Annotated in this window: 26 protein-coding genes; 9 read left to right on the plus strand and 17 right to left on the minus strand. The window is 58.5% G+C overall.

Going from position 1 to position 23901, the window contains the following annotated elements:
- Positions 1 to 50: 50 nt before the first annotated feature.
- Positions 51 to 272, minus strand: coding sequence for a 50S ribosomal protein L31 (gene rpmE / locus ACR0CA_RS18360; RefSeq protein ID WP_170775136.1), 222 nt, complete (start codon positions 270 to 272; stop codon positions 51 to 53).
- Between the two features lie 11 nt (positions 273 to 283).
- Positions 284 to 667 carry a 50S ribosomal protein L19 gene (rplS, locus tag ACR0CA_RS18365; protein WP_170328369.1) on the minus strand — a complete coding sequence of 128 codons (384 nt, stop codon included), beginning with the start codon at positions 665 to 667 and terminating at the stop codon, positions 284 to 286.
- Positions 668 to 1034: 367 nt separating this feature from the next.
- Between rplS and ACR0CA_RS18370 the strand changes: the two genes are divergently transcribed.
- Positions 1035 to 1832 (plus strand): glycoside hydrolase family 25 protein, encoded by a 798-nt coding sequence (locus ACR0CA_RS18370; RefSeq protein ID WP_480900580.1) that lies wholly within the window; start codon positions 1035 to 1037, stop codon positions 1830 to 1832.
- Here ACR0CA_RS18370 and trmD read toward each other — a convergent pair.
- From trmD to ACR0CA_RS18420, 10 genes are all read right to left on the minus strand, one after another.
- Positions 1829 to 2626, minus strand: a complete 798-nt coding sequence (trmD, locus tag ACR0CA_RS18375) for a tRNA (guanosine(37)-N1)-methyltransferase TrmD (protein WP_170791430.1) — start codon at positions 2624 to 2626, stop codon at positions 1829 to 1831. The genes ACR0CA_RS18370 and trmD overlap by 4 nt on opposite strands.
- Complete coding sequence (locus ACR0CA_RS18380) at positions 2623 to 3438, minus strand: hypothetical protein (protein WP_480900582.1); 816 nt, start codon at positions 3436 to 3438, stop codon at positions 2623 to 2625. Before ACR0CA_RS18380 ends, trmD begins: the two co-directional genes overlap by 4 nt.
- A complete protein-coding gene (gene rimM / locus ACR0CA_RS18385) occupies positions 3438 to 3941 on the minus strand; it encodes a ribosome maturation factor RimM (protein WP_170775128.1) in 504 nt (167 codons plus the stop codon). Before rimM ends, ACR0CA_RS18380 begins: the two co-directional genes overlap by 1 nt.
- Positions 3934 to 4080: a hypothetical protein gene (locus tag ACR0CA_RS18390; RefSeq protein ID WP_170356104.1), complete on the minus strand. Its 147-nt coding sequence runs from the start codon at positions 4078 to 4080 to the stop codon at positions 3934 to 3936. The genes rimM and ACR0CA_RS18390 overlap by 8 nt, the downstream gene beginning before the upstream one ends.
- 4 nt (positions 4081 to 4084) lie before the next feature.
- Positions 4085 to 4720: a 5,6-dimethylbenzimidazole synthase gene (bluB, locus tag ACR0CA_RS18395; protein ID WP_480900584.1), complete on the minus strand. Its 636-nt coding sequence runs from the start codon at positions 4718 to 4720 to the stop codon at positions 4085 to 4087.
- A 12-nt stretch (positions 4721 to 4732) separates the two neighbouring features.
- Positions 4733 to 5122 (minus strand): 30S ribosomal protein S16, encoded by a 390-nt coding sequence (gene rpsP / locus ACR0CA_RS18400; protein ID WP_010437590.1) that lies wholly within the window; start codon positions 5120 to 5122, stop codon positions 4733 to 4735.
- A gap of 66 nt (positions 5123 to 5188) precedes the next feature.
- Positions 5189 to 5485, minus strand: a complete 297-nt coding sequence (locus ACR0CA_RS18405) for a chorismate mutase (protein WP_480552482.1) — start codon at positions 5483 to 5485, stop codon at positions 5189 to 5191.
- On the minus strand, positions 5482 to 6036 hold the full coding sequence (locus ACR0CA_RS18410; protein WP_480900586.1) for a GNAT family N-acetyltransferase: 555 nt from the start codon (positions 6034 to 6036) through the stop codon (positions 5482 to 5484). Before ACR0CA_RS18410 ends, ACR0CA_RS18405 begins: the two co-directional genes overlap by 4 nt.
- Positions 6033 to 7538 carry a signal recognition particle protein gene (gene ffh, locus ACR0CA_RS18415; RefSeq protein ID WP_480900588.1) on the minus strand — a complete coding sequence of 502 codons (1506 nt, stop codon included), beginning with the start codon at positions 7536 to 7538 and terminating at the stop codon, positions 6033 to 6035. The genes ACR0CA_RS18410 and ffh overlap by 4 nt, the downstream gene beginning before the upstream one ends.
- 903 nt (positions 7539 to 8441) lie before the next feature.
- Complete coding sequence (locus ACR0CA_RS18420) at positions 8442 to 9476, minus strand: hypothetical protein (protein ID WP_170787165.1); 1035 nt, start codon at positions 9474 to 9476, stop codon at positions 8442 to 8444.
- A 293-nt stretch (positions 9477 to 9769) separates the two neighbouring features.
- Between ACR0CA_RS18420 and ACR0CA_RS18425 the strand changes: the two genes are divergently transcribed.
- The 5 genes from ACR0CA_RS18425 (at position 9770) to ACR0CA_RS18445 (ending at position 14880) form a co-directional block, all read left to right on the plus strand.
- Positions 9770 to 10210, plus strand: a complete 441-nt coding sequence (locus tag ACR0CA_RS18425; RefSeq protein WP_480900591.1) for a PepSY domain-containing protein — start codon at positions 9770 to 9772, stop codon at positions 10208 to 10210.
- Between the two features lie 35 nt (positions 10211 to 10245).
- The gene (locus tag ACR0CA_RS18430) at positions 10246 to 10905 is read left to right on the plus strand and encodes a response regulator transcription factor (RefSeq protein WP_170775109.1); all 660 of its coding nucleotides are present in this window, start codon (positions 10246 to 10248) and stop codon (positions 10903 to 10905) included.
- Positions 10905 to 12248 (plus strand): sensor histidine kinase, encoded by a 1344-nt coding sequence (locus ACR0CA_RS18435; RefSeq protein ID WP_480877987.1) that lies wholly within the window; start codon positions 10905 to 10907, stop codon positions 12246 to 12248. Before ACR0CA_RS18430 ends, ACR0CA_RS18435 begins: the two co-directional genes overlap by 1 nt.
- 81 nt (positions 12249 to 12329) lie before the next feature.
- Positions 12330 to 12707, plus strand: coding sequence for a hypothetical protein (locus ACR0CA_RS18440; protein WP_170791446.1), 378 nt, complete (start codon positions 12330 to 12332; stop codon positions 12705 to 12707).
- A gap of 400 nt (positions 12708 to 13107) precedes the next feature.
- Positions 13108 to 14880: a pilus assembly protein TadG-related protein gene (locus ACR0CA_RS18445; protein WP_480900592.1), complete on the plus strand. Its 1773-nt coding sequence runs from the start codon at positions 13108 to 13110 to the stop codon at positions 14878 to 14880.
- A 71-nt stretch (positions 14881 to 14951) separates the two neighbouring features.
- On the opposite strand, the gene ACR0CA_RS18450 is transcribed toward ACR0CA_RS18445, so the two are convergent.
- From ACR0CA_RS18450 to ACR0CA_RS18470, 5 genes are read right to left on the minus strand one after another with little or no spacing between them, the layout of a single operon-like run.
- Positions 14952 to 15959: an Ldh family oxidoreductase gene (locus tag ACR0CA_RS18450; RefSeq protein ID WP_480900594.1), complete on the minus strand. Its 1008-nt coding sequence runs from the start codon at positions 15957 to 15959 to the stop codon at positions 14952 to 14954.
- Between the two features lie 13 nt (positions 15960 to 15972).
- Positions 15973 to 16602 carry a DUF3726 domain-containing protein gene (locus ACR0CA_RS18455; RefSeq protein WP_480900596.1) on the minus strand — a complete coding sequence of 210 codons (630 nt, stop codon included), beginning with the start codon at positions 16600 to 16602 and terminating at the stop codon, positions 15973 to 15975.
- The gene (locus ACR0CA_RS18460) at positions 16599 to 18284 is read right to left on the minus strand and encodes a hypothetical protein (RefSeq protein WP_480900598.1); all 1686 of its coding nucleotides are present in this window, start codon (positions 18282 to 18284) and stop codon (positions 16599 to 16601) included. Before ACR0CA_RS18460 ends, ACR0CA_RS18455 begins: the two co-directional genes overlap by 4 nt.
- Positions 18281 to 19255 (minus strand): membrane dipeptidase, encoded by a 975-nt coding sequence (locus ACR0CA_RS18465; protein WP_480900599.1) that lies wholly within the window; start codon positions 19253 to 19255, stop codon positions 18281 to 18283. Before ACR0CA_RS18465 ends, ACR0CA_RS18460 begins: the two co-directional genes overlap by 4 nt.
- Positions 19255 to 20754, minus strand: coding sequence for an aldehyde dehydrogenase family protein (locus tag ACR0CA_RS18470; RefSeq protein WP_480900601.1), 1500 nt, complete (start codon positions 20752 to 20754; stop codon positions 19255 to 19257). The genes ACR0CA_RS18465 and ACR0CA_RS18470 overlap by 1 nt, the downstream gene beginning before the upstream one ends.
- A gap of 47 nt (positions 20755 to 20801) precedes the next feature.
- Between ACR0CA_RS18470 and ACR0CA_RS18475 the strand changes: the two genes are divergently transcribed.
- The 3 genes from ACR0CA_RS18475 (at position 20802) to ACR0CA_RS18485 (ending at position 23887) form a co-directional block, all read left to right on the plus strand.
- A complete protein-coding gene (locus ACR0CA_RS18475; protein ID WP_170787185.1) occupies positions 20802 to 21671 on the plus strand; it encodes a LysR family transcriptional regulator in 870 nt (289 codons plus the stop codon).
- Between the two features lie 209 nt (positions 21672 to 21880).
- Positions 21881 to 22393 carry a TetR/AcrR family transcriptional regulator gene (locus tag ACR0CA_RS18480; protein WP_170787187.1) on the plus strand — a complete coding sequence of 171 codons (513 nt, stop codon included), beginning with the start codon at positions 21881 to 21883 and terminating at the stop codon, positions 22391 to 22393.
- A gap of 207 nt (positions 22394 to 22600) precedes the next feature.
- Entirely contained in the window at positions 22601 to 23887 is a 1287-nt protein-coding gene (locus ACR0CA_RS18485; RefSeq protein WP_480900603.1) for a hypothetical protein, read from the plus strand.
- Positions 23888 to 23901 lie beyond the last annotated feature (14 nt).

Genomic DNA, 23901 nt, shown 5'->3' on the forward strand with positions numbered 1-23901 from the left:
GAAAAAGGCCGCCCCAAGGGACGGCCTTTCGGATCTGATCCAGGTCAGGCTTAGAAGCCCAGACCTTCGTATTTCTTCTTGAACTTCGACACGCGGCCGCCGGCGTCCATCAGGCGCGCGCCGCCACCGGTCCATGCGGGGTGCACGGAGGGGTCGATCTCCAGGGCCAACTGGTCGCCTTCGCTGCCCCAGGTGGATTTCATCTGAATCACGGTGCCATCGGTCAGTTTGACGTCGATGAAGTGGTAGTCGGGATGGATGTCTTTTTTCATCTTTCCGCTCCTTACGCCTCGGCGCCTGCCTTGGGCTTGTAGTTGGTGACTTCGGCGATACGCGCGGATTTACCACGACGCGAGCGCAGATAGTACAGTTTGGCGCGACGGACGCGGCCACGGCGGACAACGGTGATGCTGTCGATGTTGGTCGAATGCAGCGGGAATACACGCTCCACGCCTTCGCCGAACGAGATTTTGCGGACGGTGAACGAACCGGCGATGCCGCTGCCACCTTTGCGCGCGATGCAGACACCTTCGTAGTTCTGCACACGGGTACGCGACCCTTCGGTCACTTTAAAGCCGACACGGATGGTGTCACCGGCTTTGAAATCGGGGATGTCTTTCCCCAGGGCGGCAATCTGTTCCGCCTCAAGCTGTGCGATCAGGTCCATCGCATTCACTCCTATCTGCTCGTGGTTGGTCCACGAAGTTTGGGCACGGGCTGAGAGCTCTTGGTCTTCACCGGGTCCTGCATGCAGCCCGCCAGAGGTCAGATCGAATGTTCCTTAGTCCAGTTTGTTCCGCCGCGCCGTGGCCGAAGAAAGCCGGGCGTCACGACATGGACCAAACCAAAACACCGGAGTCGCATGACGCGGCACCGGATTGCGGTCGTTTAAGGGCATTATGTGCAGGGATCAAGCCCAAAATGCTGTGAAACGGTGGGATTCCGCCGCCTCAAAACAGCATCGTTGCTTTGATCCGTCGATCAGGCATTCTGAGGGTAATTACAAGAGCAGTCATTTCAAACAGGAACAGAACATGCGCATTGCATTGATGCTTGCTGTCGCGGCTTTTGCCATCCTGTCCTGCGGTCGCAGCAGCCCGCCGCCGCAACAGGTTGAGGCCAACGCGTTTCTGGACACGACCTCACCTTCGGTGATCTTCCCGGCTTTTGGCGATGCTGATCCGCACCCGTGGGAGGGGCGCCATCCTGGCCACTATCCGGTGCACGGTCTGGACGTGTCGCGTTGGCAAGGGCCGATTGACTGGCACAAGGCCAAGGCTTCGGGGGTTAGCTTTGTCTTCATCAAGGCGACTGAGGGTGGTGATGTAGCTGATCCGATGTTTGCAAGTCACAGCAGCGGAGCAAAGGCCGCCGGGGTGCCTTGGGGTGCCTATCACTATTTTTATTTCTGCCGCCCAGCTCGCGAGCAGGCGCGGTGGTTCATCCAGAACGTTCCCAAAGGATCGGACCTGCCGCATGTTCTGGATATGGAGTGGACGCCGCATTCCAAGACCTGCACCCTACGCCCCGATGGCGCGACTGTCCGAGCCGAGGCAAGGCGGTTTCTGGATATTCTCGAACGTCACTACGGGCGGCGTCCGATTGTCTACACCACCGTGGATTTCTACGGCGACACCGACATAGGGCGCCTGCCCAAGACCGAGTTCTGGCTGAGGTCAGTGGCAGGCCACCCCCGCAACGTCTATCCCAAGGCGGTTTGGCGGTTCTGGCAATATACCGGCACTGGTTTGGTGCCCGGCGTGCAGGGACCCGTGGACATCAACACCTTCAACGGCCCACCCGAGATTTGGGCGCGGTGGAAGAACGGCTAGTCTTTGTCTTTGGTGTAAGCATCCCACAAGTCGGGGCGGCGTTCTTGTGTGATCTGCTCGGACATCTCATGCCGCCAGTTGGCAATACGGCCGTGATGGCCCGACATCAGAATGTCCGGGATCGGACGGCCCTTCCATTCGGCGGGGCGTGTGTATTGCGGGTGTTCCAGCAGACCTGAGGAAAAGCTCTCCTCCTCAGCCGAAGCCTGATTGCCCAATACGCCGGGGATCAGCCGCACAGTCGCGTCGATCAGAGCCTGCGCGGCAATCTCGCCGCCGGTCATGACGAAATCGCCCAAGGAGACCTCTTGCACGCCGTAATGCTCCAACACCCGCTCATCGACGCCTTCGAACCGGCCACACAGCAGGGTCATACCGTCACAGCGCGCCAGATTCTGCATCATGCGCTGATCCATCCGGCGGCCACGCGGGCTGAGGTAGATCAGCGGCCAGTTACCCCGCACCCCCGCCATCGTGTGTTCAATCGCCTCGCCCAGTACATCGGCGCGCAGCACCATGCCCGCGCCGCCACCGGCAGGCGTGTCGTCAACATTGCGGTGCTTTCCGACGCCGAATTGGCGCAGATCGACGGTTTCCAACTGCCAGAGGCCCTCTTGCAGTGCCTTACCCGTCAGGCTCTCGCCCAACACACCGGGAAAAGCTGAAGGGAACAGAGTGATGATCTTAGCCTTCCACACTCCGTGCAGGTCGGGCGTTGGGGTCAGCAACTCACGCGGTTTCAGGGTCGGGCGGATCGCCTTGCGCCCATGAGATTTCGACGGTTTTTCGGTCATGTCGCACCCATCAGCGCCTGCTGCGCCCGTTCAACTACGGCGGCCTTTTGCGCGATCAAGGCGGCTTCGTCCAGACGTGATCTGTTCAGGTTCAGCAATTCCGTCAAAACGTTCTCGGGCAACCGAGTGTTAGATTTGGAGGGCGGAACCAGCCGTTGCGCCTTGTCATAGGGTAAGTCCAGATACTCGGCAAAGGGCGCACCCGGCCCGAATTGACGCAATTGCAGTTCCTCCAGCCATTCCGTGGTCACGGTGACCGAGGGCAGTTTCTCACGGATCTGGTCAACGGTCTCTTGCAAGGAGGGCAAATGGTCGATGCTGTCGCGGAACGTGTCGAAATCTTGCACCTGCCGCATCCGCTGCAAATCATGGGCCCACAGGCTGCGCAGCCAACTGCCCCGTTGGCGCAAAGACAGGTAAAGCGTGATCTCGACCTCCTGCCCTGAAAACCTCTGGTGGATCGAATCTACCAGACAGGCGGCCAGATCGGGAGCCGCCGCGTAGCCCTGTTCCAGATTGCGACTGGGGCGGAGACCCGCGAAGTTTTCCTCGCTGAGGATCAAGCCGCGCTTTTCTCCAAAATCCAGCGTATCGAGGAAGTCGCGCATCTGGCGACCGAATTCGGACAAAGTGCCAACGGTGCCATAAACGGAATGGTTAGTTGCTGCCCGCGACAATCCCGAATTGCGCGTGCGATAAGGCAGAACCAGCGCGAAATGCGGCCAGATCAACTCGCGATTTTCATAAAGGAAAGACTGTGCCGCAGTGGTGCCCGTCTTGTGCAGGCCCAGATGCAGCAGGACGCGGCGCATCAGATCAGCCCTTCGGGCGGGTCGGCGATGATGCGGCCTTGATCCAGATCGACCGTGGGGACGGCCTCAAGCGTGAAGGGCAGCAGAACGGTGGCCTTCAGCCCCGGCCCGTGCAGTTCCAGCAGGTCGGCAGCGCCGTGGTTTTGCACAGACTTCACACGGCCCAGCAGGGTGCCGCCTGTGTCATAGACCTCAAGCCCGATCAGGTCAGTGTGATAGAACTCATCATCGGGTAACGAGGGCAGTTGATCGCGCCGCGCAAACAGTCGCAGACCTTTCAGTGCATCGGCCTGTTCTTTGGTTTCAACTCCGCCCAAACGCGCCGCAAAGCCGTTCTTGATCGACCGGGTCAGGATCAGTGGATAGCGTTCTCCACCGGCCTCATCAGTCAGGGGGGAATAGGCTTCGATATCCTCGGGGATGGCGCAATAGCTTTTCAGCCGCACCTCACCGCGCACGCCATATGATCCCGCAATGCTGCCGACGCAGATCAGATCACTCATTTGCCCCATCCGTCACACAAAGTCCGTCATCCCATTGCCCGATGCCTTCGCAGGCTTCGCGCTGGTTTGAGCGTTCGAAGAACACGCCGACAATAAAGGCGATCATCAGCAGGATGGGAAGGCGTAATAACCCGAACATGCGCCTATCGCACCTCAATGGGCAGGCTGTCGTCGCGGCATTCCCAGCCGACCTGTTCCAGTTCAGGCGTGTCCGATTGCGTTTCCGGCATGCCAACGCAGAAATAGCCGATCAGGCGCCAATCCTCGGGCACGTCCAGGTCGCGCGCCATCTGGTCAGGGTCCAGAATGGACACCCAGCCCAGCCCCAGACCCTCGGCCCGCAAGGCCAGCCAGAACAGGGTGATGGCCGAGACCACGGAATAGCGCCGCATCTCGGGCATCGTGCCTGCGCCCAGACCTTGCCCCTTGTCGGTGGTGTCGTCGCAGAACACGGCCAGTTGCACCGGGGCCTCTTGCATCCCCGACAGTTTCAGGCGGCTGTAGAGCTGCGCCTTTTCGCCGGAATACCCTTCCAATGCCTGCGCATTGGCGGTTTGAAAATTTCGCAGCGCCGCGTCGCGCGCGGGCTGGCTTTCGACGCGGATCACGCGCCAGGGTTCGCTGAGCCCCACCGAAGGGGCCAGCCGAAACGCGTCGAGGCAGCGCGTCAGCACTGCCTCGTCAATCGCGTCGGTGCGAAACCGACGCACATCGCGCCGGAGTCGCAGCAACAGGTCAAACTGCGCGCGAAAATCGTCGGTGAAAGTCTGATCCCGCACGCGCTTTCCTGCTTATTCTTCTGCAGCCGCTTCTTCAGCCGGAGCAGCAGCAGCTTCTGCCGCCTCAGCAGCCTTGGCTGCTTTTTCTTCGGCGCGTTCCTGGGCTTTCTTGCCCGGGGTGCCCTTGTTGGGGTTGTTGCGCTCGGCCTTGTCGCGGGCGCCAGCAGCTTCCAGCATACGAGCGATCCGATCGGTGGGCTGAGCGCCCTGATCCAGCCAGTACTGGATGCGCTCCATGTTCATTTTCACGCGCTCTTCGCTGTCTTTGGGCAGCAGCGGGTTGTAGGTGCCCAGTTTCTCGATGAAACGGCCATCGCGGGGCATACGGCTGTCAGCCGCAACGATGCGATAGAAGGGACGTTTTTTCGAGCCGCCGCGGGCGAGACGAATTTTCATTGCCATGGTGGTATCTCCTTAAGATGGCGTGACCGGTCGCGGACCGGGTATTCTATGGGTGGAAACGACGGGTCATTCCTGATGTTTCCGGTGGTGTCGGATGACTTCCTGAATGATGAAATTCAGGAAAGCCTTGGCGAAGTCGGGGTCCAGATCGGCCTCTTTCGCCAGGTCTTCAAGCCGAGCGATCTGCGCAGCCTCGCGCGAGGGATCGGACGGGGGAAGGTCGTGTTGCGCCTTGAGCTTGCCAACGGCCTGCGTGTGCTTGAACCGCTCGCCCAGCGTGTAGACAAGGATCGCGTCCAGCCGGTCGATGCTTTCGCGATGCTCTTTCAGCAGCGCGGCAGCCTGTGCTACGGGGTCGGTCATGCGTAAGCCTCCATGCCACCATTCACCAGATCGGCGGGGGCGGGGTGCCGCCAAACTTCTGTCTTGCCGAATTTCGGGTGGTCATAGTGATAGTCGATCGTGGCCCCCAGCCGGTTGGCCACGGCCTTGCTGGCGTGATTGTCGGGGTCGATCAGCGAAATCGCGGTGTCCCAGCCCAATACGTCATAGGCGTAAGCGCGCGCGGCCATTGCGGCCTCGGTCGCGTAGCCTTTGCCGGTGGCGTGGTTCATCAGGGTCCAGCCGATTTCCGGCTCGGGCCAGCCTTCGGGAAACCACAGGCCGACACGGCCCACATAGGTGCCGGTGTCTATTTCCTCAACGCTCCAGAACCCATAGCCCCGGATCGCCCAATGGCCAAGGATGCTGGCGACAAGCCGCCATGTCTCATCCCGCCGCAACGGGCCGCCAACGAACTGCGACGCTTCGCTGGCGAAGAACGCGGCATCCGCATCCAGATCAGCCTCGGACGGCGCGCGCATAATCAGGCGCTCGGTCTCAAGCCGGGGGATATGATCGGCGATCAGGTTCACTTTTTCTTACCGAACCCGCTGAGGCCCGGAGGCAGAGCCATGCCGCCGCCCATGCCAGGCATGCCACCGGGCATTTTGCCCATGGCCTTTGCGGCCTGTTCCAGCGCCTTGGGGTCCATGCCTGCGGCCATGTCTTCGGGCGAGGGGCCGCCTTTGCCGAACATGCCCTTCATGGCCTGTTTCAGCATCTTGCCTTTGCCCATTTTGCCCATCTTTTTCATCATGTCCGACATCTGCCGGTGCATCTTGAGCAGTTTGTTGAGGTCGCTGACCTCCATCCCCGAACCCGCCGCAATCCGTTTCTTGCGGCTGGCCTGCAACAGTTGAGGGTTGGCGCGCTCGCGTTTGGTCATCGACTGGATCATGGCGATCTGCTGGCGCAGTATCTTGTCGTCCAGACCGGCCTGATCCATCTGCTTGGCCATTTTGCCCATGCCGGGCATCATGCCCATCATGCCCTGCATACCGCCCATCTGGATCATCTGTTCCAGCTGCATCTTCAGGTCGTTCATATTGAACTGACCTTTTACCATGCGCTTCATCATGCGCTCGGTCTGTTCGATCTCCATCGTTTCCTGGGCTTTTTCGACCAGGGCAACAATGTCGCCCATGCCCAGAATACGACCGGCGATCCGGTCCGGCTCGAAGGTCTCAAGCGCGTCCATCTTCTCGCCCAGCCCGACAAAGCGGATGGGCTTGCCGGTGACTGCGCGCATCGACAGCGCCGCACCACCGCGCCCGTCACCGTCCATACGGGTCAGGACCACGCCCGAGATGCCTACCTTGGCGTCGAACTCCTCAGCCACTTCCACGGCAACCTGACCAGTCAGGCCGTCGACGACCAGCAGGGTCTCGCGCGGGTCAACCACGTTGCGGACCTGCTCGACCTCGTCCATCAGGACTTCGTCGATATGCAGGCGGCCCGCGGTGTCGAGCATGAAGACGTCATAGCCACCCAACGTTGCCTGCTGCTTGGCGCGCTTGGCGATATCCACCGGCTTTTGACCAGGTACGATCGGCAGCGTATCAACGCCGACCTGCGTCCCCAACACGGCCAGCTGATCCATCGCCGCTGGGCGATAGACGTCGAGCGAAGCCATCAGAACCTTCTTGCCCTCTTTCTCTTTGAGGCGTTTCGCCAGCTTACCGGTCGTGGTCGTCTTACCCGAGCCTTGCAGACCGACCATCAGGATCGGCGCAGGCGGGTTGTCGATCTTCAGCTTGCCGGGGTCTTCTTCACCGCGCAGCGTGTCAACCAGCGCGTCATGCACGATCTTGACGACCTGCTGGCCGGGGGTGATCGACTTGGTGACGGCCTGACCGGTCGCTTGTTCCTGCACCTTCTTGACGAAAGCACGGGCGACGGGCAGCGAGACGTCGGCCTCAAGCAGGGCCACGCGAACCTCACGCAGGGCGGTTTTCACGTCTTCTTCGGACAGCGCGCCCTGTTTGGTCAGCCGGTCAAAGACGCCGGAAAGGCGTTCGGATAGATTTTCAAACATGCCTTCGGCCTCCTTAGCCGGTTATCTGGTGGCGCCTCCTAGATAGGATGCGTCGGTTAAATGCACAAACGCCCCCTCCCACTGAATTTGACGTGGGGGTCATGCCAAGTGGCATTGCCCCCACGGGCGAAACTCGCTGGTGGGGGGCGATCCCTGAACGACTCAAGGGACCGGAAGATCAGACGCTTCCGGATGTTGCGGCGGGTGTTATCCGAGACGCTGCCGACTGTCAACTCGGGCTTGGGTTCGCAGGGGTGCAGAACGGATGAATGGCTCGAAAACACAAGGATCTGACCCGAGGCGATTCGCGCGCCCTATTTGGTTTTGTTGCGATTTTCGCGACAACATTAACGCAAGCTGAACAATGTATTTGCTGTGTGTTCAACGGAAATCTGCATAATCGCGGCATCGATTCTTAACGAAAGTGAGTATTTACCCGAATTCATGCAAAGGGGAAACGCATGACAAAGTCTGCCATCCTGATTGCCGGACCTCGGACCACCGCTGCTAATCGGTCCCGGAATTTGGTTCAGCGTGACGGAAAAACACCGTGCGATAAGACGCGCGGAAACCGCTTTCCTCCGATTAACATTACACTGTCTTCTATCATCGATGAGATGCGGCTTATCGAGGCAAAAAGAAGCGTTCCGACAAAGTAGAACGCATCAGGACAAGACATACGGAATAGGTACGGTGAAAAGGGAAAGCCCGCTCAAAATAGAGCGGGCTTTTTATCGCGGCTAGAGTGAGAAAAGGTGCGCGATACCTGGTACTGGGCAGAACGTCGTGGGGTTCTGTGAATTTGTTCCGGGCCAGCCAAAGGCTCATGTAGGTGGATGAAATGGCTGGCCCGGCCCCCCATGCCTCCGTGAGTGTAAGGGCACCGAGATCGGTGATTGGTTCTTATTCGACTTCGGATACCTCTTCTTCTTCAAAAGGTTCCTCAACCGGGTCGAGACCCAACATTGCCCTTACGGTCGCTTCGACCTCATCCGTGACGGGTTTGTTCGCCGCAGCCTCCAACGCTTCACGTTCCAGTTCGGGCTGAGCCTCGACCTGTTCCGTCAGGGTGTCGACCGTTTCGACAGCGTCTTCATATTCCTCGGCGTCTGCGAGTTCTGTTTCAAGTTCGGACGCGGCCATCTGCGAGGCTTCAAGCGCCTCTTCAGCTTCCATAAGCTCATTTTCAAGCGCTTCCTTTTCGTCGTCCGGGGCATTTTCAAGTTGCTCGGTCAGATCATCCACAAGCGCTTGATCTTCCTCAACTTGTTGCTGAGCATCGGTCAGGTCGTTCTCAATGTCTTCGGTGGGGCGAGCAGGAGGTTCCAAGCCATCCAGGAATTCCTGGGCTTCTTCCAGTTCCTCGCTCAGTGCCTGACCGGCCAGAACCGTGTCACGGTAGGTGGCGATGCGACCCACACGTGAATTCGGCGATGCGTTTTGCAGGGCCGTCTCGCTGGCGTTGGCGGCGTTCAACGCGCCCAACTCGGACGGGTGCGCACCAAATTCAGCCGAAGCCTTGTTGCCCTTCTTGCGGCCCTTTGGTCGGACGGATTCCTCTACCTCGGTGGTTGAGGTCGTCGTGCTGGCCACGCGGGCGGATTTCTTTTTCGACTTGTTCCCGTTGAACAGCTCTTTCAGGGAAAAACCGCCACCGGATTTTTTCCCGGAGCTGCCGGACTTAGTTTTGCCGCGACCGGCATTGCCTTTGGCTTTTGCGCCATCACCTTTGTTGGCGTTGCCATTGCCGCCTTTATCGCCACCATTCCCGTTGCCGCCGCCATTCCCGTTGCCGCCGCCATTCCCGTTGCCGCCACCATTGCCATTTTTGGCATAGGCAGCGTCAGGGACAGCAAGTGTCGTCACGATTGCGGTGGAGCCGACCAAAGCGACTGCGACTGCCGTAGCTTTCAGCAGGATGTTGGTTTTGGTCTTCATATCAGTCCTCACGGGTCATGTGTTTGCATCCATGTTTTCCGGCACGACAAACGCGCGACAGAATCACCCCACGACCTCATTTGAACTGATGCACCCTGAACACACGAAAAACCGTTTGTTCATCACTGGTTCACATAGAATAAATTAGGCTTTAGACCGTTTCGCGCGAGAACGAGTTGACAGTGATGAGACAGCTTTTGGCGACGGCATTTGTGGCGTCCCTTCTCCTGACCGGAGAAGGGCAGTCTGCTGTGCGCGAACTCAAGCAGTCCGAATTGCGGCAAGCGACGCTTGTGGGCGGGGCGATCCGCCTGAAAAAAGTCATCAAGGGCGTTGAGAAGGTCTTTGGCGGCACCCCCGTGGATGCGCGCGCATTCAAGGATGACAAGGTTTACTACCGCATTCTGGTCAAAAAGCCGAACGGCCGGATCATCAGCGTGATCGTCGATGCTCAGACGGGCGCGGTTATTTCAAACGGGTCCAGTATCGGGCGGCAGATCAAAGAGGCAGCGAAGACTTCACCGGGCAATTCTGCAACGGCCAAGTCCAACGGTGCTTCCAATGCCAAGTCCAATAACGGCAACAATGGCAATAAAGGGAACCGCGGAAATTCAGGCAACAATGGCGGCGGCAACAGTGGTGGCAACGGCGGCGGCAACGGCGGTGGCGGCGGCAACGGTGGCGGCGGCGGAAATGGCGGCGGCGGCGGAAATGGCGGCGGCAAGAAAAACTAGATGAATACGCAACTGAATAGCTGTAAATTCGCGTTATGAGAGTACTTCTGGCAGAAGATGAGCCGCATCTGAGCGCTCAAATCAAGAGATTGCTGAATGCTGAAGGGCGGGTCGTGGACACCGCTCAAAACGGCTTGGAGGCCCTGCATCTGGGGTCGACCGAGCCTTACGATATGATCATTCTCGATATCGGCCTGCCTGAACGCGATGGTATCACAGTTTTGCGGGAATGGCGTGAGGCCGGGGTTTCGACGCCGGTTCTCATCCTGACTGCGCGCGATGGGTGGAGCGATCGGGTCGACGGGCTGGATGCAGGCGCGGATGACTATATGATAAAGCCCTTCCATATGCCTGAACTGGCCGCGCGGGTGCGCGCGATATTGCGCCGGCAAAGCGGACAGCTGAGCGCTGTCATCGAAATGGGCGATGTGGCGTTGGACACAAAGAACGGGCGGGTGACGGTCAAGGATGTGCCGGTGGACCTGACCGCGCAGGAAATCGCGGTTCTGACATATCTGTCGCACAATCGCGGACGGCTGATCTCACGCACCGAACTCTCTGAGCATATCTATGAATATGACGGTGATCGGGATTCCAACACCATTGCGGTTTTCATTACACGCCTGCGCAAAAAGCTGGGATCGGACCTAATCAAGACGGTACGAGGACGCGGCTATATGATTGACACGGACTGATGCTTTCCCTGCGTCAGCGCGCATTGCTGGGGGGGATCGCTTCTGGGGCGGTGTCGGTTGGCGTGGGGACTCTGGCAGTGTTTTCCTACATCAACTCAAGGGTCTCGGACCAGTTTGACACCGCGTTGCGGGATCGCCACACCCAACTTGTGGTAGGGTTGAGCGTCACGACAGACAATCCCGATGCGCTTGGCAACCTAATGTTCGACCCGGCTTATGGCACACCGTTTTCCGGGCGCTATTGGCAGGTCACCGGTAGTGATGGGTCGGTATTTACCTCGGCCTCGTTGTTCGATGAAACGCTGGCCGAGCCCCGGGGCCTTCCCAACGCGCCTACCTTTTGGAACACGCAAGGCCCCGAAGATGAGGCCGTGCGCAGTATCTACCAGGAAATATCTTACGAAGACGGAACGGTCTGGGGTGTCAGCGTGGCTGAAAGCCGCGAGGAATTGATGGGCGAACGCCGCGCGGCCCAGCGGAACCTTCTGCCGGTCTTTACGCTTGTCGGTCTCATCGGAGTGGCTGGGTCGCTTTTCCTGATGTCGGCTATTCTGGGGCCGCTGCGCAAACTACGCACAGATGTGTCCCATCGCTGGGACACGGATGAGGGGTTGAAGCCGGATGATTACCCCGAAGAAGTCTCGCCGTTGGTTGAAGACCTTAATCAATTGTCGCGACGCAACCGGGACATCGTCTTCGGGTCCCGACGGCAGACCGCTGATCTGGCTCATGCCCTCAAGACCCCGACGGCCATATTGCGCAATGAACTAACCAGTCTTTCCGAACAAGGTGCCACGACAGACACGGCGCAAGAGGCACTGGACCGGATCGATGCGCAGCTCAGCCGCTCACTGGCGCGGATGCGTGCGATGAATACGGCCGAACTGACCCATTCCCGTACGGATCTTTCAAATTCGGTCGACCGTCTTGCGCGCTTGTTCTCGAGAATGACCGAACGGGAAGGCAAACAATTTCAAGTCACTCGCGAAACCGGATTATGGGTGCGCATGGACCCTCAGGATATCGAAGAGGTTCTGGGCAACCTGATGGATAACGCCGTTAAATGGTGTCAGAAGACTGTTCGGGTTGTGGCGCAGGTTAGAAAAGGCAACGTCGAGGTTCTAATCGAGGATGATGGGCCCGGCATCCCCGAGGACAACCGGCGCGAGGCCCTGCGCTCGGGCGGGCGGTTGGACACATCGGTTGCCGGCAGTGGGCTTGGTCTTGCGATTGCGGTCGATCTGCTGAACGCGTATGGGGCAAAACTCGACCTTGGCCGTTCAACGAGCCTGGGCGGGCTGGAGTGTCGTATCGTTATTCCGACGGGCTGGAAAAGACCTTAGATTGCGTCGGTTGGGTGCAACTAGGGCAAACGGCTTTTCTTAAGTAATCTTGGCTCATTCTGATAGCTTGGAGTGGGGCATATGCGGATAACTTTGGACATCATTGAAAAAGGCACGGTCATAGGCGCGGCAATTGCTGCGGTCCTGCCGCTTTATCAATGGTATGATGAACGGTCCGGTCGAGAGTTGGAGCGTGTCTCCAGCTTGGTCATCGGAGGGCAGGCCTGTGCAGAATGGGTTATTTCTCATGATGTGCGGGCCACCGTGGATGTCCTAGAAAATGCGCCTGAGGATGTTGTGACGGCGGCGGTCAACCGCGCGGATTTTGCGTTGAATATGTCAATTTTGTGCGGAAAGCTTCTGGATCATTTGCACATGGGGATGGAGAAACTGGACCTTTCTCGGGCCGAGGAAGAAGCCATGCGCTGGTCCGGTTTTCCGTATGAAGACGAGTACTGAGAGGCCAATTTTCACGGTAATTTTAGGCGTGTGTGTTGGCCGAGTAGAACCGTTGGGCGGCAAGGCCTGACGTGAGGTGTCCGCGATGAAATTTCCAGGTTCGCGACTCGGAGGCCTAAAAATAAGGGAATGTGGCAAGGTTACCCAGGGTCACTCGGTCTGTTAATTTTCGGTCAGTGGTCCTCGTGCAAAGCGCCGTTTTCACGGGTGTGTGATATCATATTGATTTTAAATATTTTTATTCGAATTCGTGACAGTTCCGTGTTTTCCACGTCACCCGCGCGTTCATTTTGAGTTAAAAATGGGTTCACCTCCGGTAACCCAAATAGCAACATTACGGCAAAATAGAGACAACTTCTTTGGGCATCTTATTCGCGAATAAGGATGTCTGGAGAAAGAAATGTTTAATCTGAATTCACGGAAGAAAGCCGTTTCAAAAACTCTCCGAAATTCGGTTGCGGATGTTGGTTGGTTTGCGAAACGCGAAGAAGGTGGTTTGACGATTTTCGCGTTGTTTGCCTTTTTTCTATTATTGGCTGCGGCGGGTATTGCCGTCGATGTAATGAATTATGAGCGCGACCGCGCGAAATTGCAGTGGGCTCTGGACAACGCTGTCCTCTCTGCCGCGAGCCTTGAGCAAACCCTCGATCCTGCGCAAGTTGTCGAAGCACATCTGGCGGCCGCCGGTTTGGGTGAGTACGCAAGTTCGATTTCTGTCGAAGACAAATATCTGGACCGTACTGTCCGTGCCAGCCTGACATCTGGTTTTGACACCAATTTCATGCGGTTGAGCGGTGTTGAGACGATTTCATTGGACGTGAATTCCGCCGCGCATGAGGCGGCGCCGTGCACCGAGATTTCCATGGTTTTGGACATCTCGGGTAGTATGGGCAACAACGAACGCCTGACCCAAATGCAAACCGCTGCCAAAGCTTTTATCACAAAAACTCTGGAGCATAACGACGACCCAGGCACCGAGTGTGCGACCTCGGTCAGCGTTATCCCGTTTGCGGGTCAAACCAACCCTGGCTCGGTTATGTTCGAATATTTGGGTGGCGAGCGGTTTGGCACGACCACCGACGACGATTTCTTCCCGGAATGGCAGCAGGATATCTCGAACGTCGTGTTCTGGTTTGATACAGACGGCAATGCTGACCCCGATTTTTCCGTCAAGATCGACAGCTTCCCGGATAACGAGACCGATCTGTTCAACAAGGATGACGTCGACACCTACTACCACTATGTTCGGGACTTTATCATCAACAACTCGTCCCAGCTGCCTGAGAGCGCCGAATTGGTGGGTGCATCCATCAAGGGCGGGAAGCAGAAGACGATGTATTACAGCATTGACCGGACAACGACGGTCTATGATGAGGCTTCGGGCCCAACCAAGTTCAATAACGTGGACATCGAACTGCAGTATTCTGATTTCCACAGCTATGTGGGCAACATTCCGAACAATACCTCGTCTTGCTTGGAAATGACCTATTCGGATTTCCTGAATACAAGCCTGCCTTCAGGTTCGATCGATCAGACGCCCTATTTCGTGAACTGGGAATATGATGAGACTACCCAGAATTGGGGTTGGTGCCCGGAAGACGAAATGAGCATCCAATACGCACAGAACGATGAAACCAAACTGCACACCTTCATCGACGGTCTGCGCCTGTTCGATGGAACCGGCACCAACTACAGCCTGAAATACGCGCTGGCCCTGCTGGACCCGTCAAGTCAGGATGAGTTTGCCTATCTCAGCAAAGCCGGGGAAGTTCCCTCCGAGTTCGCAGACCGCCCGCTGAGCTGGGATCACGAAAACAGCTCGAAGATCATTGTGATCATGACCGATGGACAAACCACCCCGCAGGTGCGCCCCGCCGATGAGATGGAAGAGGAAAACGGCCTGACCGAGCTGACTGCGCGCCCAAGCGACGACACGACCATCGCCTCGTCGCAGCTGACCAACCTGCAACTGTTCCAAGAACAGTGTGAATTGGCCAAAACGAAAGGTGCCGTTGTTTATACCGTCGCGTTCGAAACCACGGAGCAGGCCGCATCCGAGATCAGAACCTGTGCTTCGTCCTGGTCGCACTACTATGAAGTGACCGGTGAAGAGATCATCGACTCCTTCGTGTCGATTGCAGGCTCGATCCAGAAGCTGCGCCTGATCCAATAACCCAATGTGGTCGAGAACGAGAAAGGGCGCCAATAAGGCGCCCTTTTTTGTTCCGTCGGGAGTGCGCAGCGTTAGGCCAGGATAGCCTCGATCTTGTCCAAGGTCGCCTTGTTGACCGCGACGCCTTCGGTTTGGGCGGCAATGCGTTTTGCGCGCCGTCCGTCGCCCGGCAGATGCGCGCCGTCCTGAGAATGGATCGCGCCAACCAATGCACTGATATTTTCGGCAAACATGTCTTGCGCCGTAGCGACCGGGTCGATGGCGATAAAGAATTGACCGGTTTTGGGCGGCCCTCCGGCTGTGCCCGAGAATGGCGAAGCGTGAATGCCGAGCGTCGCGCCGGTCAGGGCTGCGGCCATGATCTCGGTCAGCAAAGCGATGCCCACGCCTTTGTAGCCCCCCGATGGGGCCATCGAGCCCTTGAGCCCGACATTGGGGTCCGTGGTCGGGTTCCCATCCGCGTCCAGCGCCCAGCCCACAGGGATTGGTTTGCCTTCGCGGGCATGTTTCATGACCTCGCTCTTGGCGATGGTGCTAGCGCTTTGGTCGATCAGAACGGCGGGCTGTCCATCTGTGCCGGGTACCGCGACCGAGAACGGGTTGGTGCCGATAACCGGCTTCGACCCGCCCGATGGCGCGATTGAGGCAGGTGCATTGGTAAAGCCCAACCCAACCAGACCCGCCTGCGCCAACCGGTGCGTGTGATAGCCCAGGACCCCGCAATTATAGCTGTTGCGGATGGCCAAGGCCGCGATGCCCTGTTCCTTGGCGGCTGGGATGAGGGCGTCAAACCCCATGTCAATTGCGCTATGTGCAAATCCTGTTGCCGCGTCAACCGTGATCAGGCCAGAGCGAGGCCGGTCCAAGACGGGCTTTGCGGCACCGTCGACCTTTCCGCATTGCACATGTTCGCAATAGATCGGGATATAGGCCAGACCGTGGCTGGCCACCCCATCCGCTTCGGTTGCCGCCGTGGCAACGGCCAGCGGGCGGGCGTTGGCGTCGGTCGTGCCAGCGGCAACAAGGGCGCGAAAGGCCAGGTCTTCGATTTCGGTCAGGGTCAGAGTGCGGGTTTCCATCGTGTCGCTTTCATCAATCGTTGTCGGACAGGCCAGACCCGGCCCCAAGCAGGCGAGAGGCCTCGGTCGCGGGGGCATAGGTGCGGTGGGCAAAACGGTTCAATACGGCCCATGCGGCCGGATCGGGCATCGCGCGTGAGGCGCAGGCAGCGGGTGCGGTCAAGGTTCCGCCAAGCGCGACCTTCACCAAAGCGGCGTCGCTGGGCAGCGCTGGGTTCACGGCCAGAGAGGGCCCATCTGTGACGACCTCAACGCCATCCACGGTGATTGTGACGGGCGTTTTCAAATTGCGCGCAACGTTCGCGGCGAATGGCAGCAACAGGGCAGGGGCGGTGACATTGGTCAGTGTGATTTCGCCCGTCCGCAGCGAGCCCATATGGTCGGACAAGGCTGCCCCGGTGGCCAGAGGGCAAAGGATTTCATCCCCGCCCCATTCGTTGCCCTGACATGCCGGGCGGTGTCGGCCCGGCGCATGTGCCAAGCCCCGGTCCAACAGATCGGCCAGAATCTGCGCGCCGTCCAGTCCCGCGGCACATAGCCAGCGGGTGGCCTTTCCGGCCTCTTCGGACAGGCCCCAGCCATAGCCCGCGCCGCGCGTGGCGCGTTTGGCGGTGGCCTCGACCTCGTTTAATGAAAAGCTCATGTCATTGCCCTTGGGTAGACCCAGTGATCAGCGGTATCTGCGGACAGATCCTCGGGGTAGGGGGCACCGGCATACATGCAAATCCGCACCCAACGGTCCGAGCGGGGATCGAAATGCGTGGCACCGAAGAACGAGAGTTTCGCTCGCAGCATGTCGATGGGCATGACATCCGCGCCGATCGTATTGTCGCGGATTTCACCATATGGTGCGACCTGTCCCATCTGCGCGCGCCGGATCGTGTGGCGATGTTCGGGGTGCTGCGACAGAAACGCGGCAATGGAGGTGGTGTCTGGCCAGTGGGACAGGGCGTCGTAAGCCGTCGCCGCATCGCGGGCCGGGGCCAAGGGTTGTTCGTACTCCGCGATGGGCTCTTCGAACCGTTCGCCCAGACGGGGTTCCAGCTTTTCTTCGGACACGTACCAGGCGCGGGCGCAGTTGGCCGGTGCTTTCCAGTCAAGATCAAGCGCCCAGTCAAAACTCTGCCGGATCAGTGCGCGAACCTGTGCGACGCTCATACTGCCGTCGATCACCTGCGCCCCGGCGTTGCTGTCGGCCATGCAATCGACCAAACCGTCGACCAGATCGCCGTAAGGTTCGAGGATCAGCGAGGCGAGCAATTCCTGCCCCTCTTCACTCAGATGATCTTCGGACCAGCGGATCAGGGCGTCCCAGGGAAGGTTTTCGGTCAGGTCGCGCTGGGCCAGTTCGGCGGTGAGCGTGTCCAGATCAGCCCAGAGCACGGCCAGCTTGTCGATTTGAACGGGATGATCCGAGCGCCACCACGACACCGACAGCTTGCTGCGTTCGAAAATCGCGCGGAACTGCGCGATGCGGTCAGGTGTGGCTTGCGGCACGGACCGCACCCGCGCGATGGCCTCTTCGCGCACCAAGATCCAGTTGTTGAACAGCACGGGATGGTTGACGATAAAGGGCGCCATGCCCAGACCGGTCGAATTGCCAATGCCCAGCCATTGCGCAATCGTCGGGTCCAGACTGGCGGTTTGGTTCCCCCCTTTGGCCTGTGCCATGTGCTGCACCAGATCGCGCACGAAGGTGCGGGTCAGATAAACCGACAGCATCTCGGTTTGGAAAGGGGCGCTCAGTTCCGGGCGGTCGGCAGTTTTCTCACGATCAGCCGCCCCGAACTTGCCCGATCCATAAACAGCCGTGGTGCGCATCAGGTAGCCCACCTGATAGATCTGCTCGGGGTCCGGCTGTGTGCCTGCTGCCAGCGCGTCGACCACATGCGCCCAAAGCCGGACCGAACGGTTGGCGCGAGACAGAGACAACTCGCTTTCGCTGATCCGCCCGGCCTCTTGCAAGGGGACGTTTTGAGACAGGCGGTCAATGTCTTCGGTCGTGGGGATGCCATCGAACAGGGTAAATGTGGCGTCCCAAGCCTCGGCTATCACGCGGTCGGAGCGTTGCTCGGGCGGCAGGTCATGAGCGAAAGCAACCAGTGAATAAGCGCGTTCAGGGCCGTGCGCGGTATAGACCGCATGACCCACCCCGTTCGTGTCGATGTCAAAAACGGGCCGGGTAAAACGCCAGTTCTCGCGGGCCATCCGCCGGGTCAATTGCCGCATGAAACTAAGGCGACATTGGTGCAGCGACCCCAATCGCGACAGCCGCATGACCTGCGCGGGGTCTCGGCGTGCAATATCGCGGTGCAAATCGATCATGCGCGTGGTCCGAAGTTTTCAGCAAAGAAACGATACCAGTTGCCGCCCATGATACCTGAGACCTCATCTTCGTTCATACCCACGGAACGTAGTCCGGATTCGATATTCCCAAAATCGCGGTTGTCCTGAAACCAGTTTGGCATGGGCGGAAAACCGGGCGCCGAAGCCGAGCCTTCGCCATAGTCGATTTCTTTCGTCCAGCGCCCGACGCGCATCCACTCGACCACGCTGTCGGGTTGGTCCTGACACAGGTCAGTGCCGATCCCCAGATGTTGGACTCCGTATTTGTCGGCGGTGCGGGCGATCATCTGACAGAAACTATCCAGCGTGCAGGCGGATTTGTCTTTCAGATGATGCGGATAGACCGAAAAGCCGAGCATCCCGCCATTTTCCGTCACCGCGCGGATCACTGCGTCGCGCTTGTTGCGCAGTGCAGGCGACCAGTCATGCGGATTGGCGTGAGTGATGGCGATGGGACGCTCGGACATTTCAGCAGCCTCGATTGTGGATCGGTCAGCCGAGTGACTCATATCCACGACAAGGCCGACGCGGTTCATCTCTTTGATCACCTGCTTGCCCATGCGGGTGATGCCGGTATCTTCGGCCTCATAGCAGCCGGTGGCCAGCAGGGATTGGTTGTTATAGGTCAACTGCATGAACCGGGCACCCAGATCGTGCAGGATTTCGACCAGACCGATATCGTCTTCGATGGGCGAGGGGTTCTGAAAGCCGAAGAACACCGCCGTCCGCCCGGTTTCGCGCGCCGTGTCGATGTCGCTGGCCCACCGACCTTTCATGATCAGGTCGGGGAATTGCTCGAACCAACGGTTCCACTTTTCAAAGTTCAGGACGGTTTCGCGGAAGTTCTCATGATAAGAGATGGTGACGTGGATTGCATCCACGCCACCTTCGCGCAGTTGCCGGAAAATCTTTTCCGACCAGTTGGCATATTGCAGCCCGTCGATACGCATCAGACCGGCGTCCCGGCGCTGATATAGGCGGTTTTGATGGTGGTGTAGAACTCAGCTGCCGCTTTTCCCTGCTCACGCGGGCCATATGAGCTGTCGCCGCGTCCGCCGAAGGGTACGTGATAGTCGGTGCCCGCTGTCGGCAAGTTCACCGTGACTACGCCAGTGCGCGCGTTGCGGCGGAAATGGGTGGCGCGGGCGAGGCTTTGGGTCACGATGCCCGAAGTCAGGCCGAATTTGGTGTCGTTGACGACGCTCAGCGCCTCATCATAGCTGCCGACCTTGATGACGCTGGTTAGCGGCGCGAACATTTCTTCGCGGTTGATGCGCATGTCGTTGGTGGTGTTCAGGAACACTCCGGGCGACATGTAGAACCCGTCATGCGGCATCTCCAACCGCGCGCCGCCACAAGCTAGCTCAGCGCCCTCAGACTTGCCCAGATCGACATAGGCGAGGTTTTCCTGCAACTGCTGCTCGCTGACAACCGGCCCCATCTGAGTGCCGTCTTCCAGCGCGTGCCCGACCTTCATGGCTTGTGTGCCGGCGACCAGTTTCTCGACGAACGCATCATGGATGCCCGCATGAACGACCAGCCGCGACGAGGCAGTGCATTTCTGCCCGGTGCCGCCAAACGCGCCACCCAGCGCCAGTGTTACCGCCAGGTCCAGATCGGCATCGTCCATCACGGCCAGCGCGTTCTTGGACCCCATTTCCATCTGTACCTTGGTCAGGTTCTGGATGGCCGCTGCCGCAATCCCTTTGCCCACCGGCACCGACCCGGTGAATGAAATCGCGTTCACCTTGGGGCTTTCCACCAGACGCTGCCCGATGCTGCGCCCCGAGCCCATCATCAGGCTGAACAGGCCCTTGGGGATGTCCTGACGTTCAATGATCTCGGTCAGGGCTACGGCCGAGGCCGGGGTGATGTTCGCAGGCTTCCATACGACGGCGTTGCCGTAGCACAGCGCTGGTGCAATCTTCCACGAGGCGGTCGCGGTGGGAAAGTTCCATGGGCTGATGATGGCGACAGTGCCCACGGCCTCGCGTCGCACGTCAATCTCAACGCCGGGTCGAACGCTATCGGCATTCTCACCGATCTGGCGCAGGCACTCAGCGGCGTAGTAGGTAAAGAACTGACCGGCGCGATAGACTTCACCTTTGCCCTCGGCCAGCGGTTTGCCCTCTTCGCGGGACAAAAGCGTGCCCAGCTCTTCCGCGCGGGCCATCAATTCATTGCCGATGGCGTTCAGAATGGCCTGTTTGCGTTCGGGCAGGTAAGCGGCCCATTCGGCCTGAGCCAGACGCGCCTGATCCAGTGTCGCCTCAAGCTGATCCGTGCTGGCCTGCGTAAAGATGCCGACCAGATCGCTCAGATCCGAAGGGTTGCGGTTTTCGATTTCAGAATCACCCGCCAGCCATTCGCCAGCGATCAGGTTCAGTTTGGTCACAATGCGCCCCAGAGCAAAATAAGAGTCGCGCTCAGGATGGCTTTTCCGCCGCATATCAGTCAAATTCAAACGAATGAACAAAAGTTCAGGAAAACTGAAATATGGCACTCAAGATTGAAACCCTTCGTTGTTTCTGCACCGTTGCCCAAACCGGCAATTTGACCGAGGCCGCGGATCGCTTGGGGCGCACGCAGTCGGCGGTATCGATGACATTGAAACAATTTGAGGACCATCTGGGTCGAAAGCTGTTTGAAGGTGAGCGCAAGAGCCGTTTGTCCCCGTTGGGAGCGCAAGTGTTTGAACTGGCGCTGAAACAAGTGCGTCAGTTCGATCAGGCCGTGCAGGACATCGAAGAGGCCGCGATCGCCGAGCAGGGGCTGTTGCGCATTGCCTCGGTGCCGTCGGTTGCGGCTTTGATTTTTCCGCGCGTGTTATCGCATCTTGCGCGGCAGTATCCCGGCGTGAAAGTCGATTTGCGCGACACCGATACGCAGCAGGTTCTTGACGCGCTTGTCGAAGGCAGAGCCGATATCGGGATCGCCTCGGGGTATCATGCGTTGAATGGTATTCGCGCGGTGCCGCTGTTGCGGGACCGATTCGGGCTGGTCTGCTCTGCCGAGCATCCGTTGATCGCGCAAGAGGCGCCGCCGACCCTTGCCCAAATCGCCTCGGTTCCATTCATTCGCAACGCATTGTGCGACCTGATCGAGTCGCCGCAGTTTCACGCCGCGATTGACCGGGCGGGAGTGACCATCCACAACACGCATTCGTTGATTGCGATGGTTCGGACCGGTGATTGGGTGACGGTTTTGCCACAAACGGTGACAGGGTTCATTCCGGAAGCCACCGCATTTCGACTGATCCGCGACTTGCCAGATCACAGGCAGGTATTCCTATATATCCACGAACGATCACGGTTTCCTGACCTGGTTCGCGCGACCGAGAAGATCATTTTGGCGGAAAACGCTTAGCGTGGCGTCAACGCTGTGGTTCCCAAGGATAGGGCGTTCCCTATTGGCTGCGGCTGACCAGTTGTCATTTTTCACGAACATTGTCAGAAATGTAAAAATGTGATTGATTGGTCAAAGGCGGTACTTTGTGTTTGTGCCCTGCCTGACCGGGAAGTGGGGTATTTTTGGCGACTGCGAACACAATTTCCGGCGTGAACCCACAAGATATCATGACCGCCTTTGCCCAGTACGGATTTCGCAAAACGTCAATGGAAGACATTGCGCGCGCGGTGGGTCTGTCTCGCCAGTCGATCTACAAGAAATTCGGATCGAAGGACGCGTGTTACGCTTGGGCGCTGAGGGCCTATACAGAAGCGTTGTACCAGCATGTTTTCGCGATGCTCGATCAGGCTGAAAACGCGCCGATGGCTGTAGTGGAAACGGCGCTGATTTCTGTCGTCGGAGATTCGGTCGAACTGGCTGAATCCAGGCACGGGTCCGAGCTGCTCGAGGATGCTCTGGCCGTCGCAAGCGCCCAGCCCGAAAATTGGCCCAGCCTGTATGCCCAGAAGCTGGGGGCATTTATCTTGCGCCACGACCTGGCTGCAACGCCGGAACGGGCGCAGGATCTGGCGCATATTTTGATAACCGCCACACGGGGCGCTTTGGTTGTTGCGTCTTCGCGCGAGGCGTTCGCGCAGGATATTCGCCGAATTCTGCGCGGGGTTTTCGGTGATCCCTAGGCGCGGTTTCGGGCCACGCTTGGGGAATGTTCACGCAGTGGTCAAACTGTTTTGAAACACAATGACTTCCTTACTGCCGCATACTGATTTCCGGTAAAGCGCCGGGGTGTTTGGTGCAGGCGTCTCACTGTGATATGACGTTACGTAAGATACATCTAACCCTGAACTTTTTAGGGCTGTGCAACAAGGGGGAAAGCTATGAAATACATGGGATTTGGAGCAACCATTCTGTTTGCGGCAGGGTTGGTCGTCAGCACTTCAGCCAGTTACGCGCAGACCCGTGAAGAAAGCCATGGCATGGTGTTGCTGCGCGGGTTGCCGACGCTGGATACCCATCACAGCGTTGCCATTGTTGAATTGGACCCGGAATCTGATCGCTTTGGAGAAATTCTCAGCGAGGTTGAGCAACCCGATATCGAGCACCCTCTGCATCACCTTTACTACAGCCCGAATGGCAGGCTGTATTCCACCGGGCTTGATCCGGCGTGCAGTCTGGCCGAGATTGGCTTGTCGAGGGACGCTGGCGGTGCGCCGGTGATCGAAGGCATCACCTGTCTGGACACACAGGGCCAGATCGTGGGCGAAGATATCATGTGGGCCAATTCGAACGGGCAGGAATACATGTTTGTTACCTTCATGGGGGGCACCGGAGGTGATGATGGCGGCTCGGTCGGGGTGTTTGATCCGCAAACCAACGCGGTGGTCAAAATCATCGAAGCCCGTAAAAGTCAGGTCGGCGAAGGTGCCCCGTATATCATGTATCCGCATGGCATTTCGGCTTTCGAGGATCGTATGGTGGTGACATCGACCGTGCATCCTGACTTGGCTACTGGTGTTGGGAACGCGTTGACGATCATTGATCTGAACACGTTAGAGCCTATCCAGAACATCACCGTCGAGAATGAAAAGCCGCTGAACTTCCCGTCTTCTCCGGTCGAGGTTCTGTTCGCGCGGCCCAGCATTCACCCCGATATCGAACCGGCCATTCTGGCCAATACAATGTTCGGGTTCGAGACGTGGAAAATCCCCTATGACGCCAAGGCCAAGACCTTTGGCGCGCCCGAGGTCATCTATAGCGGTGTCGCCAATGACACTGCCGTGCCCTTGGAATTCTATGGCACCGAGGATGAGCTGTTCATTTCGCACGCTTTGCCCGGTGTGGTGAAACGGTACGAACTGGGCGCACTGCCTGAACTGGTGTCCAGCGGCCCCGACATCGTGACCGATCCCGGTGCACATCACATGATCTTTTTCACCTCCGCCTCAGGGCGCGAGTTGATCGCGATTCAGAACAATCTGCTCAATCTGGGCAACGGTGCGGACAATGACCCGACCGATGTGGATTTCATCGCTTCTCTGAACGCGCACACGATTTCGGTGCATGATCTGGAAACCGGTGAACGTATCGGGACAGTCAATTTCAAGGAACGCTACAACAAGGGCGTGGACAACGTTGAGGGTCTGTTTGGTTCGGGCTTTGTGCATCACCACTAACGGATCGGGTGGCC

It is taken from the genome of Ruegeria sp. F12 (assembly GCF_056533885.1).

What these genes read in the sequence shown, in the direction of transcription:
- rpmE (WP_170775136.1), bottom strand. Translation starts at nt 272, where the DNA reads ATGAAAAAAGACATCCATCCCGACTACCACTTCATCGACGTCAAACTG.
- rplS (WP_170328369.1), bottom strand. Translation starts at nt 667, where the DNA reads ATGGACCTGATCGCACAGCTTGAGGCGGAACAGATTGCCGCCCTGGGG.
- ACR0CA_RS18370 (WP_480900580.1), top strand. Translation starts at nt 1,035, where the DNA reads ATGCGCATTGCATTGATGCTTGCTGTCGCGGCTTTTGCCATCCTGTCC.
- trmD (WP_170791430.1), bottom strand. Translation starts at nt 2,626, where the DNA reads ATGACCGAAAAACCGTCGAAATCTCATGGGCGCAAGGCGATCCGCCCG.
- ACR0CA_RS18380 (WP_480900582.1), bottom strand. Translation starts at nt 3,438, where the DNA reads ATGCGCCGCGTCCTGCTGCATCTGGGCCTGCACAAGACGGGCACCACT.
- rimM (WP_170775128.1), bottom strand. Translation starts at nt 3,941, where the DNA reads ATGAGTGATCTGATCTGCGTCGGCAGCATTGCGGGATCATATGGCGTG.
- ACR0CA_RS18390 (WP_170356104.1), bottom strand. Translation starts at nt 4,080, where the DNA reads ATGTTCGGGTTATTACGCCTTCCCATCCTGCTGATGATCGCCTTTATT.
- rpsP (WP_010437590.1), bottom strand. Translation starts at nt 5,122, where the DNA reads ATGGCAATGAAAATTCGTCTCGCCCGCGGCGGCTCGAAAAAACGTCCC.
- ACR0CA_RS18405 (WP_480552482.1), bottom strand. Translation starts at nt 5,485, where the DNA reads ATGACCGACCCCGTAGCACAGGCTGCCGCGCTGCTGAAAGAGCATCGC.
- ffh (WP_480900588.1), bottom strand. Translation starts at nt 7,538, where the DNA reads ATGTTTGAAAATCTATCCGAACGCCTTTCCGGCGTCTTTGACCGGCTG.
- ACR0CA_RS18420 (WP_170787165.1), bottom strand. Translation starts at nt 9,476, where the DNA reads ATGAAGACCAAAACCAACATCCTGCTGAAAGCTACGGCAGTCGCAGTC.
- ACR0CA_RS18430 (WP_170775109.1), top strand. Translation starts at nt 10,246, where the DNA reads ATGAGAGTACTTCTGGCAGAAGATGAGCCGCATCTGAGCGCTCAAATC.
- ACR0CA_RS18435 (WP_480877987.1), top strand. Translation starts at nt 10,905, where the DNA reads ATGCTTTCCCTGCGTCAGCGCGCATTGCTGGGGGGGATCGCTTCTGGG.
- ACR0CA_RS18440 (WP_170791446.1), top strand. Translation starts at nt 12,330, where the DNA reads ATGCGGATAACTTTGGACATCATTGAAAAAGGCACGGTCATAGGCGCG.
- ACR0CA_RS18445 (WP_480900592.1), top strand. Translation starts at nt 13,108, where the DNA reads ATGTTTAATCTGAATTCACGGAAGAAAGCCGTTTCAAAAACTCTCCGA.
- ACR0CA_RS18450 (WP_480900594.1), bottom strand. Translation starts at nt 15,959, where the DNA reads ATGGAAACCCGCACTCTGACCCTGACCGAAATCGAAGACCTGGCCTTT.
- ACR0CA_RS18455 (WP_480900596.1), bottom strand. Translation starts at nt 16,602, where the DNA reads ATGAGCTTTTCATTAAACGAGGTCGAGGCCACCGCCAAACGCGCCACG.
- ACR0CA_RS18460 (WP_480900598.1), bottom strand. Translation starts at nt 18,284, where the DNA reads ATGATCGATTTGCACCGCGATATTGCACGCCGAGACCCCGCGCAGGTC.
- ACR0CA_RS18465 (WP_480900599.1), bottom strand. Translation starts at nt 19,255, where the DNA reads ATGCGTATCGACGGGCTGCAATATGCCAACTGGTCGGAAAAGATTTTC.
- ACR0CA_RS18470 (WP_480900601.1), bottom strand. Translation starts at nt 20,754, where the DNA reads ATGCGGCGGAAAAGCCATCCTGAGCGCGACTCTTATTTTGCTCTGGGG.
- ACR0CA_RS18475 (WP_170787185.1), top strand. Translation starts at nt 20,802, where the DNA reads ATGGCACTCAAGATTGAAACCCTTCGTTGTTTCTGCACCGTTGCCCAA.
- ACR0CA_RS18480 (WP_170787187.1), top strand. Translation starts at nt 21,881, where the DNA reads ATGACCGCCTTTGCCCAGTACGGATTTCGCAAAACGTCAATGGAAGAC.
- ACR0CA_RS18485 (WP_480900603.1), top strand. Translation starts at nt 22,601, where the DNA reads ATGGGATTTGGAGCAACCATTCTGTTTGCGGCAGGGTTGGTCGTCAGC.